The organism is Streptomyces sp. NPDC090025, from assembly GCF_044748125.1.
Lineage (GTDB): Bacteria > Actinomycetota > Actinomycetes > Streptomycetales > Streptomycetaceae > Streptomyces.
Map to the genome: position 1 here is coordinate 108,203 of NZ_JBIVFL010000013.1, position 13,620 is coordinate 121,822.

Consider the following 13,620-nt stretch of genomic DNA (forward strand, 5'->3'; position numbering starts at 1 on the left):
AGAGCTGGACGGGGCCCATCGGGTCGGACAGCCTGATCACCATGCCCCTCACGCACCCCTCGCTCGACCAGCTCCCGATCCGCCGCCTCACCTTCGACGACCTCCTCGCGTGCGCCGATCTCTCCGAGGACCGGGGCTGGCTCCGGGAGGAGCACAAATGGCGGCTGCTGCTCGCCGCCGGAGTGGGGTACGGCATCGACGACCCGGCCGGGAAGGGCCTGGTCACCGCCTGCGTGGTCACCTCGTACGGCCCCGGGCCCGCGGGTCCCGGCTTCGCCGCGATCGGCATGGTCCTGGTCGCCGAGCGGTACGCCCGCCGGGGCGTCGGGCGACGGCTGATGCGCCACGTCCTCGCGGAGGCCGGGGACACCCCGCTCAGCCTCCATGCCACCCGCAACGGCCAGCCGCTCTACGAGGAGCTGGGCTTCACGGAGATCGGGCGGGCGGAGATGCTGAAGGGACGGTTCACCGCCGCCGAACCCGCGCCCGAGCGCACCGTCCGGCCCGCCACCGCCGAGGACCTGCAGCAGGTGCTGCGCCTGGACCACGAGATCTTCGGCGCCGACCGCACCCACATGATCACCCGGCTGCCCGCCTTCGCCGACCATCTGCGGGTCGCCGAGGAGCACGGCGAGATCAGCGGCTTCGGCGCGCTCTGGCCCAACATGGACACCCATGTCATCGGCCCCCTGATCGCCCGCGACCCGGCCACCGCACAGGCCCTGGTGGCCTCCCTGGCCGCCGCGTCGGACCGGCCGCTGCGCACCGACGTCGACCGGACCCACACCGCACTGGTGACCTGGCTGAAGGCGAACGGCCTGGAGCAGATCGCCACCAACGCGGTCATGGCCCGTGGGCTTCCGGAGCTGCCGGGCGACGGCGGGCGGCGCTTCGCCCCGCTGACGGTCGCCGCGGGCTGACCGGGGCGCGGAGCCCGAGCGCAATTAATTGCACACGCGGACTTTTGCGCCTCATCGACTACCCTGAAAACGGCCCCTCCGGGCCAGGACCGGTGAGGAAGCGAGGAGCGAGATGACCGCGACGGACCCCGCCCTGACGGCGCTCTCCCAGGGCTGGTGCGCCCTGTCCCTGCTGCACGGCAGGATCGAGGCGCACATCGAGCGCGCCCTGGAGTCCGGGCACCGTCTCAGCGTCCGTGAGTTCTCGCTCCTGGACGTGCTCAGCCGCCAGCACGACGGCCCCGGCGGCCATCTCCAGATGAAGCAGGTCGCCGACGCCGTGGTGCTCAGCCAGAGCGCCACCACCCGGCTGGTGACCCGGCTCGAGGACCGCGGGCTGCTCACCCGGTATCTGTGCGCCACCGACCGGCGCGGCATCTACACCGATGTCACCGAGGCCGGCCTGCGACTCCTGGACGAGGCCCGCCCCACCAATGACACGGCGCTGCGCGAGGCGCTCGACGAGGCCGCCCTGAACCCCGAGCTCGCACCGTTCGTGCGGGTCCTCGAAGGCCCCGCCGTCCCTGCCTGAGACCCGCGTGACGACGGGCCGTAGCCTGCCCACCATGAGCGATCTCGACATCAGGCCCGCGCGGCGGGAGGACCTGCCCGCCATCGTCGCCATGCTCGCGGACGACCCCCTGGGGGCGCAGCGCGAGTCGCCCGACGACCTCACCCCGTACCTCACCGCCTTCGACCGGCTGTCCGAGGACCCGAACCAGCTCCTGGTCGTCGCCGAGCGCGCGGGCCGGGTGGTCGGCACGCTCCAGCTGACCCTGGTGCCGGGGCTCTCCCGGAAGGGCATGACCCGTTCGATCGTCGAGGCGGTACGCATCCACGCCGACGAGCGGGGCAGCGGTCTCGGCACCCGGTTCATGGAGTGGGCGATAGAGGAGTCCCGCGACCGGGGCTGCGGACTGGTGCAGCTGACCTCGGACGCGAGCCGCGTCGACGCGCACCGCTTCTACGAGCGGATGGGCTTCGAGCGCTCGCACCTGGGCTTCAAGATGAATCTCTGAGCTTCCGGCTTTCCGAGCGGGCCGGTGGGCGCTGTTTCACGTGAAACAGCGCCCTTTGCCGTTCCCGCCGGTCAGAGACCGCGCCAGCCCGCCTGGTCGACGCCGCCGGGCACGGCGTCACCCTGCTCGTACGGCTCCCGGGTGAAGACGAACGAGCCGAGGTCGAGATGGCTCACCGAGCCGTCCGGCCGCCGCACCACCCGCAGGGTCTCGCCCTGGTAGTAGCCGTCGAGGCCGATCCAGCCACCGTCGGGCAGCGCCCGGAAGGAGGCCCGCCGCCCGGCGCCCTTCAGCGGCTCCAGGCTCACCGACCGGTCGGCGCCGATCCGCAGGCCGTACGGGTAGGTGCCCCAGTACCAGGGGCCGGTGAGCGCGAGGAGTTCCTGGTCGACCTCGGCCGCGGGAAGGGGCTTCCAGGGCTCCGGAATCCGGGGTTCGGCCTCCGCCACGATCTGGAGAAGATCGGCCGCCACAGCGCCGACGAGCGGCCCTGACGTGGCATTGGCGAGACACACGGCGGCGAGTCCGTCCTCGGCGCTCACCCAGAGGCAGGCGACGAAGCCCGGCAGCGAGCCGGTGTGCCCGAAGAAGGTCCGGCCGTCCTTGCGGAGCAGCTGGAGGCCGAGGCCGTAGCCGCCCGCCGGGTCACCGGCCGCCGGGGGCACGGAGGGCACCCGCATCTCCTCGACGGAGGAGTGCCGCAGCACCCGGTCGTCGCCCTCGGCGAGGAACACGGCGAACCGCTGGAGATCGGCGACGGTCGACCAGAGCTGTCCGGCGGCGGTCATCAGGCCCAGATCCTGGGCGGGTTCGGGCAGCATCACATCGGCCCAGGGATGCACGGCCCAGCCACCGGCGGCGGGAGCGACCGGCTCGGTGGTCGTACGGTCGAGCCCCAGCGGCTCCAGGATCTCGGTGCGCAGCGCCTGCGCCCAGGAGACTCCGCGCACCGCCTCGATCAGCGAACCGAGCAGGGTGTAGCCGGGGTTGGAGTAGTGGTGCAGCCGGCCGGTCGGGTGCACCAGCGGCCGCTCCCCCAGCACATCGGCCAGTTCCGGGCGGTCGGTGCCCGGCGTCCGCTCCCACCACGGCGCGGGCGTCTCGGCGGCGAGCCCGGCGCTGTGGCCGAGCAGCTGAGCGATCGTCACCTCGCCCACCCCGGTGCCCGGAAGGTGCTTCTCCAGCGGGTCGTCGAGCCCGATGAGCCCTTCATCGCGCAGCCGCATCACGAGCACCGCGGTGAACACCTTGGTGATCGACCCGATCCGGTACTGGGTGAGGCCGTCGGCCGCGTGCCCGTCGACACAGGTCCGCGCCCCGACCCAGACCGGCTCCCCCTCCCGCACCACTCCACCGACCAGGGACGGGGCCCGCCCCTCGGCCTGGGCGACGGCGATCCGGTGAAGCAGAGCACGCTCGGTGCCGGGCAACAGTGCTGCAGACAAAGGACTCATGCCCCCCATCATGCCGACGTCGGCAGCCCCGTTCGATCGCTTTACCGCCGCGCCCCCGGCTTACTCGGCGTCGAGCTGGTGATCGGCCCAGACATAGCTCTCCGGCAGCAACTCGGCCACCGGCACCGCCCGGACGTCTCCCCCTGAGCCCACGATGACGGTGAGCGCCGGGAAATAGTCGAGCATCACCTGTCGGCACCGCCCGCACGGCGGCACGATTCCCCGGTCCCGGTCCCCGACGGCGACGACCGTGTCCAGCGGATACGCCCCCTGCGCGGCGGCCGCACCGATGAGCACCAGCTCCGCGCAGGGCCCGCCGGTGAAATGATAGGCGTTCACCGCGGTGACGATCCGCCCGTCCCGCGCCCGCCCGGCGGCCGCCATGGTGTGGTTGTCGCCCTGGCACCGGGTCCGCGCGACGTGGGCGGCGGCGTCGATGAGCTCGTGGTCCACGGGGTGCTGTGCTGCGGTCATCTTTCCCGCCTTCGGTCCGATGTGAGGTGTGTAGGTTCTCACTTTCGGTGTCATGCGCCGACGCTATGACCTGGAGGTTCCCCTCCAGTCTCACGACGTGTCGGCAGGCGGCTGTCTCAGATCGATGTCATTTCCTCAGACTGCCCAGCCGGCTGCGCCGGACCTCATGAACCTGCATCGGCGGCCGTCCGTTCCATCCACTCCCGCACCTTCACTGCTTGCTCGATGCGGTTGACGATGTCCTTCTTGGACGCCGTATCCAAGCTCTCCGGGATCTTGTCGAAGGTGTCGGGAAGGACATCGATCAGACCCCAGATCTGTTCGCCGGTGCTGACGGTCAGCAGTTGCTGGCACCTCCACTGCAGCGGCGTCTCGGGACGGTGCGTGAGCCGCTGCACGAGTGTCGGGAACAGGTAGTGCGTCGCCTCTGCGGCAAGGTGCTCTTGGAGCCAGTCGACCGGGAGACGCTGGCTGAAGCTGTGCGTGGCGGCCTCTTGGGCCAGGTCCAGGAGCTGAGCGGTGTCGACGGCCCGGACGGTGCGGGGAAGGGTCGGGGTCATGTCGCGATGATGCCAAGAAGCCCTCGGAACACCGAGAGGTCGGCGGGGTCGGGTTGCAATCTGTCAAGGAACTCGGCCCAGGCTTTGTCGAACTCGCCGGAGGTCACCCTTCCACGGACGGTTCGCCGTTTATGCGGATCCATTCGTGGATGGTCTCGATGGCGTCGAGAAGGTCCTGGAAGGTGCAGAGATCCCGGTGCTGTTGTCGGACCTGGCCTGTTGCCATGTCCCCGTACTCAAGCTCGGCTTCCCCGCTGCTCCAGACGATGAGCACGCCGACGAAGTCATCGTTTTCGAGCGTCATCCAGGTGCTGTTCTTGGTTCGGCCGTCTTCGGGCGACTGCTGGACCGCACCCGTGATTCCGCAGGATTGCAGGCGTTCCTCATGCTCGGCGAACCAGGCCTGGAGCCTCTCCGGCAGTTCGACCGATATGGGCTGCTTTTCTTCGCTTTGCCTCATGGCTGGGCGATGAACCCTGCGGATCGGTCGAGCTGGAAGGGAGATCCGGCCTTGGTTGGTTCCCAGCCTCGGTCCCGTGCTTCTCGGATGCTGGCAGCAACGTGGGCTGGGCGGATGGGCACTGCCTCGGCACCCACCCAGTTGCTGGGATGGGCCTGGCCGCTGGTGACGATCAAGGTCGCGCCCGACTGGCTGCCGCTGGCCGCTTCAACTGCATAGGTCATCGGTGTCCAGCAGAGTCCCTGCATGTAGGAGGGCTTCCTGCGGATCCGCCAGCGGTACTCGATCCCGTCAACGGTTATGCGCCGGGAACCCTTCTTGTTCAGCGCCATCTTCGCCTCCTGCGCCGTTGGAATCTGATGTGTCGCCGCGGTCGCGAAAAGCAGGTTGTACGCGAACGTACCGAACGTTATCGCCGACAAGCACCTTCGGGCTACGGATGGGTTGATCAGCCCATAAGTTGGTGTCAGTGCCGAGCGACCCGGCGCATCGCACCCACCCCGGGTGCACTCACCGCGATCGGAGAGCACCGTGAAGAACAGCCCGCTATGGCGAGTGGTTGACAACGAGAGCGGTACCCAGTCCATCGTCAGCACGCCCTCCGAGGCGGTCGCGTTCGTCAACAGCCGGTTCGACACCGATGACGACGACGAACCCTTCAGCATCACCGAGGTCGGCTCTCTCCTTCCGAAGCCACTCGAGATCATCACCGCATGGGCCGCCGAGAAGGACGGTGAGCGAACCGACGGGCGTACTGCCCCGATCACCATCAGGCCGGTTGTGACGGACAACGCCAGCGAGTGCGACGACGTCGTGCTCTGGGGCGACGTGTACGTCTCCTGGGACCACGACATGTACACCGTCGAGGAGCCAGACAGTTCCGTGTACAGCGAGGCTTACAGCGCAACCGAGTTGAGTGCGATCCTCGACGAGTACGCCGACGACTATGAGTACGCGCCTGAAGGGCCTGAAGGGCCCGACAGCCACAGGTGGCCGAAACCGGAAGAGTTGATCACCTACGGCGCCCAGGAGTGTGCCAAGCGGTTCGGGCACCTCGACGACGACGCCCTGCTGTGGCTCGCTGCCACCCGCATCACGCTCGCCGTGTGGCGCAACACACCCGTCGAGAACTGGCATGCCGGGAAGAGTCCGCTCCACGACGGCACAATGATGCGGATCAACACGGCAACCACCCGACTCGTGCGCTCGATGCTGTCGTTCGACCATGTCGACTGGATCGGTCTCGGTCTCGCGATCGTCAACCCGTCCCGGGTTCTACCGACAGGGCAGTCCGTACTCGAGCTCGGGCTGGCCTGCCACAACCCTGACGACCCGGCGCACGAGGTTGATCCGCGAGAAGAACTCGCGGAGATGGCGCAGGTCGCGATCTCATGGGGGCGAAGGCACTGCCTTCACGAGAAGGAGTTCGGCCTGCGAACCCTGATCGAATCCTTCTGTGCGTCCGACAATGGCTGGTTCGGAGCACCGAGTTGGGGGCGCATCGTCGATCGGTTCCTTACGGCTGTCGACGACCGGGAGAATGCGCACTGGCGCATGCGCCGGGACGAGGCTTGGTTCGACGAGTGGTTCACCAACCGGCCGGCCGACATTGCGGACACCACGGAATTTCGTCGGCTGCTCCTTGCCGGGCCCGACCTGCTTTCCGAGGAGGCCGCCGAATGGTGCGTGGATGGTGCCATCGGCTACGTCTGCCAGGACGACCACGCGAACGACTGCTGGCGGTGCGGTATCCCGCTGGCAACGGAGTCCCCCAACGAGTGAACGGCATCGGCAGCATGGTGCGCGTGATTGCCGGGCTGGTGGCATCAGGCGAGTTCGACGGGGTGTTTCGGCGCATTGCCGACCCGGAATGATCATGCCACGTCTCAGGGCATCGTGTTGTCCTGCATCTTTCGAATGGCCTTGAGCACCTTCTTCCCCAGGGGAGTGAGCGTCATGGGCCTACCGCGTTCCGCCCGGACCAGGAGTGGTCCACCGAGTTCTCGTTCGATCCGGTTGATCTGTGCGACGAGGGTGAACGTGTTGAGGCCGAGGCCGCTCGCTGCGGCACCGAGGCTGGGGTAGTCAGATGCAGCCGCGAATCGGCTCAACCGTTCGCTGGCCCCCTGGCCGCCGAGTGCCGGCCGGAGGATGCTTGGTGCTCGGCTGGCCTGGTCGATTGCCCGAAGTACCTGGCTGTGACTGGATCCTCCGCGTGGTCGCAGCGGAACGTTGTGGGTCTTGGCCCAGCGGGCCATGTTCGCGGTGCTCATGCCAGCTTCTCGGGCGAGGTCCGGCAGGGTCCGGCGGCGGTGGACGTACTGCTCGATGAGCCAGGCCCGTTCGACGGTGCCGCGGCGCTTGTAGTCCTTGGGGCCCTCGCGGAGCGGGATGCCGTACTCCTTGGCAGGGTCGGTCAGCACTCTGCGGGAGAAGCCGGTGAGGGTGGCGATCTGCTGGAGGGACCGGTGTTCGTCAAGGTAGAGCCGGGTGAAGCGCTCTGCCGGAATGGCTTGCCGGGCCTGCTGCCGGATGCGGCCGGCGGCCCTGGCGGTGCTCTTCGTCAGCGGGGGTGCAGGGGCTGGATATTCGTCGAGGACATGTCGGATGGCTTCGACGGTCGTGCCCAGAACCTGGGCGGCGTGCTGAACAGGGTGCTGGCGTTCGCGGACAAGCTGGTGCAGGCGGGGTAGGTCGACGTGTGCCGGATCGGGGCCGGGAAGGGAGAGCCCTGCCAGCAGGGTGGCGGGCGGCTGCCAGGTCATGGGCTCGTCGTGGATGTGATGTGAGGCCAGGAAGTTGAGGGCTTCCTGCTGGAGGGCGTGCGCGAGTTCAGGGGTCTGAAGCGCAGTGAACCGCAGGGACGTCGCCCGGAACTCTGCGCTGTCGGGACCGCCCAGGTCGTCGGGGGCAGACTCGGCGGGCAGGCCGCTGAGACGTTGGAAGAGCTGGCTGCGTGCGATGCGTTCGCGCCGTCCGGTTCCCGGTGGTGTTCCGGTGTGGCGGCAGATCTCCAGCCAGCGGTCATGAGGAAGCAGGCCGGTGTAGTCGAGGAGTCGGCGTCGGCCGTAGTCGATGGGGGTGCTGTTGGCATCGAGGTAGTCCGCGAGCCGGTCCAGAGCAGTGGCGATGTCCGGCCATTGCGGAAGGTCGTCGACTTCCTGGAGGAGGCGTGAGACCTCCGTGCCGTCGATGGCGTCACCGATCAGCCCGGCTGCTTGGTCCAGGGATGTGCGGCTGTCGGGAATCAGTAGCAGGGCGGCGAGAACGGGAGCCAGAGCCCGCGCATGGATTCCTTCAGGTGGTGCGAGGCGGATCGTCCAGGGCGGCCAGAACATCGTGGGGATCTTCCTGGCTCGCTGCTCGATGTCCCGAGTGGTCCGGGTCGGTCGGCGGGGGGTCTCGGTCATGATGCGGTAGCGGACGTATTCGCTGGGGCGGAGGGAAGGGGCGAGGGCCGCCAGGTGCACGGACTGCAGCACCGGGCTGATGCCCCTGCCCCAGCTGTCGATGCTGGTCGCCGAGATCTGCGTGAGTTCCTCGCGTACTGCTTCCAGCAGGCTCCGCAGGGCCTCGCCGGCCGGGTGGATTCCTGGTTGCTCCAGGATGCTCAGGGCCATGGTGACCGCGACGGCCGTGTCCGCGGCTCGGGGCGGGGCCATGAACCCCGGACGTTCCATGGCCTTTCCGGTGTGCGGGGAGACCGCATCGGTGCTGAGGTGAGCTTCTGCGATGTCAGCCGGGATCTGTTCCCGTAGGACAGCTGCGGGCAGGTCGCTCAGGACGCGTATGCCCAGGGCACGGATGTCCGCCAGCACCGCCGATGCCGGCTGGGGAGAGGTCCAGTAGGGGCCGAAAGCTGTTGTTGCCCCGTCGATGATCTCCATCATTCGGTCCTGAGCCATGAGAACCGGATGGCCAGGAGGCAGGAGAAGCGTCGAAGCGCGGGTCAGATCGGTGCCGCAGCCAGCCGAAAACGGGCGGGTGGGGCGGGTCGGTGGATTGCCACAGAGTTCAGGCCGGGGGACGGACCGGCCGGAACGGGGCCGCTGCCGCGGCACCCTCCCGCAGTGCGGGCAGCAGTCCGCCAGCAGTCTGCGGTGCTGGGTGCAGGCGAAGGAGAAACCGAGCCTCCAGGACAATTGCCATCGCCCATCACTGGCAAGAAGGCACTCCGGGCAGAACCGGGATCCCCCTCCGCGGCCCCAAAGGACGTGCCGTGACACGGCCCGGCCTCCAGCACTCATGTGGAGGGCCCGTCCGTCGTAGTGCGCCAGGGTCAGGGCAGCGACTGTCTCCGGGGACGTCCCGGTGGCGTGCGCGACAGCATTGGTCTGCTGTTCGTCGAGGACGATCGTCCAGTCTGCCGGGATGCCCCTGAACTGGTTTCCTGCTCGGTGTCGGACCGGGAAGCCGAAGTGCAGCAGGACATCACCGAGTGCGGTGTCCATCCGTCTGGCCGTCGCCTCCAGCCATGAGTCCAGGGCCTCGCCGGGCAGTGGAGGCAGCCGGATCGGCAGGGTGCGGGCCGGCGTTGTCATGCGGGTCGTCGGCTCCGGGCCCGCGGACGGCTGGTCAGCCGTTTTTTCTCCAGGGCAGCCTGCAGTTCGAGGCGGGCAGCCTCGGATGCCTCGTCGTTCTTCACTCGGTCCATGAGCTCCTGGTCAAGGCGTTCGGCGCCGGTGCGGACCGCCCGCTGGCAGCTGCGGTTGATCAGCGTCATCAGCGAGCCGATGTGTCCGGTGCTGCGGGCGAAGAGGTAGTCCGACAGGTCGTCCGCGAGCATGCCGGGGTGCTTGTCGGTGAGGACGACGCGCTGTTCGAGGGCCAGCAGCATCTGCCGCCATTCCCGGCGCCCGGCCTCCGTATCGATGGTGAACGGCCGCAGCCCGAGGCGGGTGGTGCGGCGGCCGGTCTGGGCCAGAGCGGTGTCGCGCCCGTTCGTTCCCTCGCCGAACAGGCCCTTCTTCGCGAGCTCGACCCCCACCATCAGCAACGTCACCGGAAACTCGTTGGCGATCCACTTCAGGTGGTTGCTCACCTCGATGCCGCTCTTCTGTCCCCATTTCAAAAAGTGCAGATCGTCCAGAACCACCAGGCGGACATCACAGGACAGCACGCAGTCCAGCACCCGCCGTCCGAACTGGGCGGTGGTCCCCCGCGTCTGTCCGGGGTGGCCGAAGAACTCCAGCATGGCCCGGTTGAGATCCTTCATTCCAGTGTTCCCGGTCAGCCCGACCCGGCAGACGGGGATCCGCTCGTGCCCCTGGCTGGTGAACGCTCCAGACTCCTCGATCTCCCGCTGGTGGAAGTCGCGGGCGAAGGCCAGCACCGAGGTCGTCTTGCCCAGCCCCGGGAACGCGTCGACGGCCACTGCCCCTTTGGCCTTGTCGCCGTCCTGCTCGTTGCTGTCGACGATGTCCCACAGGTCTTCATGGAGCTCTGTCAGTTGCGGCGTCTTGACCGGGCCGATGTTCGCGTGCCACTGCCGCCGCTGACGGTCGTAGTCTGCTCGCGCCTGTGTGGGAAGGGACTTCAGCTGTTTTCGGCTCAGCAGGTCGGGCCGGCTGCGGCGAGGGCTCTCTGCGAACGCCTTGAAGTCCTCCTTCCGCGACAAGGCAAGACTGCCCGGCTGCGGAACGCTGCCGTCGTTCACACGTCCTCCAGGGCATCGGCGTAGAAGTCGTCCTCCCCGGCGAGGTCCTCCAGATCAGCCTCGTCGTCATCCCCGGTCTCCGTCACCACGTCGGGCTCCCGCAGTTCCGCGGTCTGCTCGTCCTGGCCGAGGGCCTTGCGTACGGACGGAAGCGAGACGACCGTCTCCGCCTCACTCTCCGGAAGCTCGATGGCGGCCTGCTCGCGCGAGAGCCGCAGGGCCATGCGCCGCTCGGCGATCGTGGTGCCCAGCCCGAGATTCCACCGCTCCAACAAATCAGCGACGGCAAGCCGGTCGTCGGGAAAGCGATACTTCGAGGCCGCCAGCTGCCGGGCGAACGTCAACGCATCCTCGCTCAGCGGCATCTCAGCCGACGGCGCGTGCTCCCAGACCAGCGTGCGCCAGGCCCGAGTAGCCGGATCGCGGAAGTAGATCCGGGTGATGTCGTCGGGGTCCACCTGGAAAGGCCAGCCGTTCTTGACCGGACTGTCGTAGGGGCTACGGACTCCCGGCTCGGGCAGGCCGGGGCCGCTGTAACGGCGCCGGCCGATCTCGACCCCGTAGTGCTGGACCGTGCGCCACTTCGTCTGCAGGAACTCGTAAGCCAGGTCCCGGTCGCGGGGCGCTTCGATGTAACCCGCCCGCGCCATGCCGTGCTCGAACATCTTCGCCGGGGACATCCACAGACCCGGCAGACCCGGATCGATCAGACTGGAATGCGGCCGGCAGTGATAGACCGCCGCGGTCCACTCCCGGATGATCGCCTCAAGCTCGTCGAGGAAGAAGAACGCGTCGTCCTCCGGGCTCTCGCCCCGCGAGTGGATATCGGGCCCCTTGTAGCCGGGCAGCACCTGCAGCAGCCCTTCCCGAAGGGTCCGGAAGTAGCGCTCGACCGGCCCCTTGTCGCGGCCCGTCCGCAGCCGGGCCGGCTGGATGGAGATGCCCATCCGTCGGCAGACGCTGGTCAGATGCTCCGAGACGTAGACCTTTCCGTGGTCGACGACCAGCGTCTCGGGAACCAGAGGCGGCGAGGCCAGGCCCGGCCCGGTGGCACCTTCGACATCGACCAGGACGGTGCGAGGGATGCCGTGCTCGGGCCAGACCGCGTGCCGCGGCCAGTCCCGCCCCGCCGGCCTCGGCCGAAACGACTGGAACAGCACCGCGCTGACATCCACTGCCTTCGTCGAGACCGGCGTGAGCCGGATTCCCGTGATGCAGCGGGTGTACCAGTCCATCCCGACACTCAGCTCGGCCTGCACCCACTTCAGGGTCAGCGGGTCGAACGCGAAGACGTCCAGGCGGGTGGAATCCATCAGCAGGTACTCGCCCGGCCGCGTCGGCCGCAGCTTGCCGTACGGACCTTCCGGCCGATCGGCGATATCCCGGTTGCGCTTCGTACTCAGCCGGAACAGCGGGTGTCGCCGCTCCAGCTCTGTGAGCACCCGGTAGGCCGTGGCTTGGCTGGGCTGGGGTACGACTTCAGGACCGAACCGCGCGATCACCCGGGCCTGAGTCCGATCTATGACCATCTTGCGTGATGGCTTCGACTCTCCGGTGTGCTCGACCATGACTTCCAGCGCGGTCTCCACCCATCGGTCGTCGGCCCTGCCGAAGGGCCGTGCCTGGGGACTTGTCCGCTGGACCAGGCCGGCCTCACCGTGTCGGCGGTAGTCGGCGACCCACCGTCGAATAGTGCGATCAGTGACTCCGAGTTCCGCAGCTTTCGCCGCATAGCGGGCGTCCAGCGACAGCGTCGGCGCGTACGGAGCTCGCGGTTCGCCTTCACGCGCAAGTTCGGTGCTGCCGGACCGATATCCCGTGAGGAGTTCCCGAATGTGCTCGGCCCGCTCCAGGATTTGCTGTCTGTCCTTCTCGTCCAACTGCGCCAGTACCACCGAGGCAATCTCCTCGGCGTCGTCCGAGGACGGTCCAGGCCCCTCGGGGATAAGAGTGGCCCGGTCGGAGAAGAGCAGTTCCCGCAAGGACAGACGCAGGAGCCTGCCGTGGCGGTCCTTGAGGACGACCTCGTTGCCGGCCGTGGTGGCGGCCATCTCGACCACCTCGACGGTCTCCCCGTCGTAGCGGAAGTGTGTACCGACGCCGACCCGCGCTCCGGCCCTAGTCACGCCGTCCTCCTGAGCAAGTGCGCCGGGCTGAACGGCCGGTCGAGGTCCACCGTGAACTCGTGCATCCACAGCAAGTGATAGACCGCAGCTCGGACTTGCTCCTCCGGCCGACCGGGCAAGCTGGCCGCCGCACGCCGCAGAGAGACTCCGTTGAGATCAGCACCACGGAGCTCGTCGACGAGCCCACGGTCAAACAGCCAGTCTCTGCGGTAGCCCGACAAGAAGCGGACGTTCTCCAGCTCAGCCGTGGGTGGCTCGCTCCAGACCTCGTACTTCCACCCGCGGGCCTCCACCGCCTCACGGGTCCAGCCGAAAGTGAAGGCCACCTCCGGCTTCGACAGCCGGTGCAGTGGCTTCACATCCACGACCACGGGCCCCTCGTCGGTGACGAGGAGATAGTCCGGGATGTGCTTGCGCACAGCCCCGTCCACCTCGGCCTTGAGCAGAAATGGCTGGGCCACGACACGCCGTACGGACGGATCGAAATCAGCGAAGAGGAGCCGCGCAAGTTCGAGGCGCGACTCGTAGATGACGTGATCGCGCATTGTGGCGGACCAGTAGGTACCCGAGTAGTGCCGTTGGCCCCTGTACCAGCGGAAGGTCCGCCAGGGTGCCGCCGCCGCAAGCTGGTCGATCGAGGTCCCGGTCCACTCCCGGTTCTCGATCAGGCTGCCGTTCGCTCCCCTAATGCTCACGGTGATCGATGCCGCGCTCAGCCCTGCCGCCATGAGTCACCCCCGGATCGTCGGCAGCCTCCCTCGCGAGCGCTACGTTCGCATTCGAGTGAGACTCCCGCACCGGGCCCAAAGCAAGGTCACCCGAACGAGTGACGGCAGTGATCAGCGATTCTCAATCCCATGTCAGATTGGCCAGCCTGATGACATGGAGACTGAGAAAATGACACGGGATTTG

13 protein-coding genes and 1 pseudogene are annotated in these 13,620 nt (G+C 68.1%); 4 read left to right on the forward strand and 10 right to left on the reverse strand.

Features of this window, described 5'->3' with window-relative positions; all coding sequences use genetic code 11:
• Positions 1 to 41 precede the first annotated feature (41 nt).
• The 3 genes from ACIPXM_RS26615 to ACIPXM_RS26625 all read left to right on the forward strand — a co-directional run bounded on the left by ACIPXM_RS26615 (position 42) and on the right by ACIPXM_RS26625 (position 1,978).
• On the forward strand, positions 42 to 920 hold the full coding sequence (locus ACIPXM_RS26615; RefSeq protein WP_401660109.1) for a GNAT family N-acetyltransferase: 879 nt from the start codon (positions 42 to 44) through the stop codon (positions 918 to 920).
• A 112-nt stretch (positions 921 to 1,032) separates the two neighbouring features.
• Positions 1,033 to 1,491, forward strand: a complete 459-nt coding sequence (locus tag ACIPXM_RS26620; protein ID WP_401660112.1) for a MarR family winged helix-turn-helix transcriptional regulator — start codon at positions 1,033 to 1,035, stop codon at positions 1,489 to 1,491.
• 34 nt (positions 1,492 to 1,525) lie between these two features.
• Positions 1,526 to 1,978 (forward strand): GNAT family N-acetyltransferase, encoded by a 453-nt coding sequence (locus tag ACIPXM_RS26625; protein ID WP_401660115.1) that lies wholly within the window; start codon positions 1,526 to 1,528, stop codon positions 1,976 to 1,978.
• A 71-nt stretch (positions 1,979 to 2,049) separates the two neighbouring features.
• On the opposite strand, the gene ACIPXM_RS26630 is transcribed toward ACIPXM_RS26625, so the two are convergent.
• The 5 genes from ACIPXM_RS26630 to ACIPXM_RS26650 form a co-directional block, all read right to left on the reverse strand.
• Positions 2,050 to 3,441 carry a serine hydrolase domain-containing protein gene (locus ACIPXM_RS26630; protein ID WP_401660391.1) on the reverse strand — a complete coding sequence of 464 codons (1,392 nt, stop codon included), beginning with the start codon at positions 3,439 to 3,441 and terminating at the stop codon, positions 2,050 to 2,052.
• 51 nt (positions 3,442 to 3,492) lie between these two features.
• A complete protein-coding gene (locus tag ACIPXM_RS26635) occupies positions 3,493 to 3,906 on the reverse strand; it encodes a cytidine deaminase family protein (protein ID WP_401660117.1) in 414 nt (137 codons plus the stop codon).
• A 164-nt stretch (positions 3,907 to 4,070) separates the two neighbouring features.
• Positions 4,071 to 4,466: a hypothetical protein gene (locus ACIPXM_RS26640; RefSeq protein WP_401660120.1), complete on the reverse strand. Its 396-nt coding sequence runs from the start codon at positions 4,464 to 4,466 to the stop codon at positions 4,071 to 4,073.
• 103 nt (positions 4,467 to 4,569) lie between these two features.
• Entirely contained in the window at positions 4,570 to 4,926 is a 357-nt protein-coding gene (locus ACIPXM_RS26645) for a hypothetical protein (RefSeq protein ID WP_356887304.1), read from the reverse strand.
• Positions 4,923 to 5,258, reverse strand: a complete 336-nt coding sequence (locus ACIPXM_RS26650) for a hypothetical protein (RefSeq protein ID WP_362033347.1) — start codon at positions 5,256 to 5,258, stop codon at positions 4,923 to 4,925. Before ACIPXM_RS26650 ends, ACIPXM_RS26645 begins: the two co-directional genes overlap by 4 nt.
• Positions 5,259 to 5,457: 199 nt before the next feature.
• On the opposite strand from ACIPXM_RS26650, the gene ACIPXM_RS26655 reads away from it, so the two are divergent.
• Positions 5,458 to 6,708, forward strand: a complete 1,251-nt coding sequence (locus ACIPXM_RS26655) for a hypothetical protein (protein WP_356887300.1) — start codon at positions 5,458 to 5,460, stop codon at positions 6,706 to 6,708.
• 104 nt (positions 6,709 to 6,812) lie between these two features.
• Here ACIPXM_RS26655 and ACIPXM_RS26660 read toward each other — a convergent pair whose 3' ends face one another.
• From ACIPXM_RS26660 to ACIPXM_RS26680, 5 genes and pseudogenes are all read right to left on the reverse strand, one after another.
• The gene (locus ACIPXM_RS26660) at positions 6,813 to 8,813 is read right to left on the reverse strand and encodes a LysR family transcriptional regulator (RefSeq protein ID WP_401660394.1); all 2,001 of its coding nucleotides are present in this window, start codon (positions 8,811 to 8,813) and stop codon (positions 6,813 to 6,815) included.
• Positions 8,814 to 9,074: 261 nt separating this feature from the next.
• Positions 9,075 to 9,467, reverse strand: a pseudogene (locus ACIPXM_RS26665) (TniQ family protein); the annotation flags it as partial.
• Positions 9,464 to 10,582 carry an AAA family ATPase gene (locus ACIPXM_RS26670; protein ID WP_356887296.1) on the reverse strand — a complete coding sequence of 373 codons (1,119 nt, stop codon included), beginning with the start codon at positions 10,580 to 10,582 and terminating at the stop codon, positions 9,464 to 9,466. The gene ACIPXM_RS26670 and the pseudogene ACIPXM_RS26665, both read right to left, overlap by 4 nt.
• Positions 10,579 to 12,708: a helix-turn-helix domain-containing protein gene (locus tag ACIPXM_RS26675; RefSeq protein WP_401660125.1), complete on the reverse strand. Its 2,130-nt coding sequence runs from the start codon at positions 12,706 to 12,708 to the stop codon at positions 10,579 to 10,581. The genes ACIPXM_RS26670 and ACIPXM_RS26675 overlap by 4 nt, the downstream gene beginning before the upstream one ends.
• Positions 12,705 to 13,436: a TnsA-like heteromeric transposase endonuclease subunit gene (locus tag ACIPXM_RS26680; protein ID WP_401660129.1), complete on the reverse strand. Its 732-nt coding sequence runs from the start codon at positions 13,434 to 13,436 to the stop codon at positions 12,705 to 12,707. The genes ACIPXM_RS26675 and ACIPXM_RS26680 overlap by 4 nt, the downstream gene beginning before the upstream one ends.
• Positions 13,437 to 13,620: the final 184 nt, after the last annotated feature.

Bases quoted from the DNA above. Each gene is read 5' to 3' on its own strand.
- ACIPXM_RS26615 (WP_401660109.1), top strand. From the start codon at position 42: ATGCCCCTCACGCACCCCTCGCTCGACCAGCTCCCGATCCGCCGCCTC.
- ACIPXM_RS26620 (WP_401660112.1), top strand. From the start codon at position 1,033: ATGACCGCGACGGACCCCGCCCTGACGGCGCTCTCCCAGGGCTGGTGC.
- ACIPXM_RS26625 (WP_401660115.1), top strand. From the start codon at position 1,526: ATGAGCGATCTCGACATCAGGCCCGCGCGGCGGGAGGACCTGCCCGCC.
- ACIPXM_RS26630 (WP_401660391.1), bottom strand. From the start codon at position 3,441: ATGGGGGGCATGAGTCCTTTGTCTGCAGCACTGTTGCCCGGCACCGAG.
- ACIPXM_RS26635 (WP_401660117.1), bottom strand. From the start codon at position 3,906: ATGACCGCAGCACAGCACCCCGTGGACCACGAGCTCATCGACGCCGCC.
- ACIPXM_RS26640 (WP_401660120.1), bottom strand. From the start codon at position 4,466: ATGACCCCGACCCTTCCCCGCACCGTCCGGGCCGTCGACACCGCTCAG.
- ACIPXM_RS26645 (WP_356887304.1), bottom strand. From the start codon at position 4,926: ATGAGGCAAAGCGAAGAAAAGCAGCCCATATCGGTCGAACTGCCGGAG.
- ACIPXM_RS26650 (WP_362033347.1), bottom strand. From the start codon at position 5,258: ATGGCGCTGAACAAGAAGGGTTCCCGGCGCATAACCGTTGACGGGATC.
- ACIPXM_RS26660 (WP_401660394.1), bottom strand. From the start codon at position 8,813: ATGGAGATCATCGACGGGGCAACAACAGCTTTCGGCCCCTACTGGACC.
- ACIPXM_RS26680 (WP_401660129.1), bottom strand. From the start codon at position 13,436: ATGGCGGCAGGGCTGAGCGCGGCATCGATCACCGTGAGCATTAGGGGA.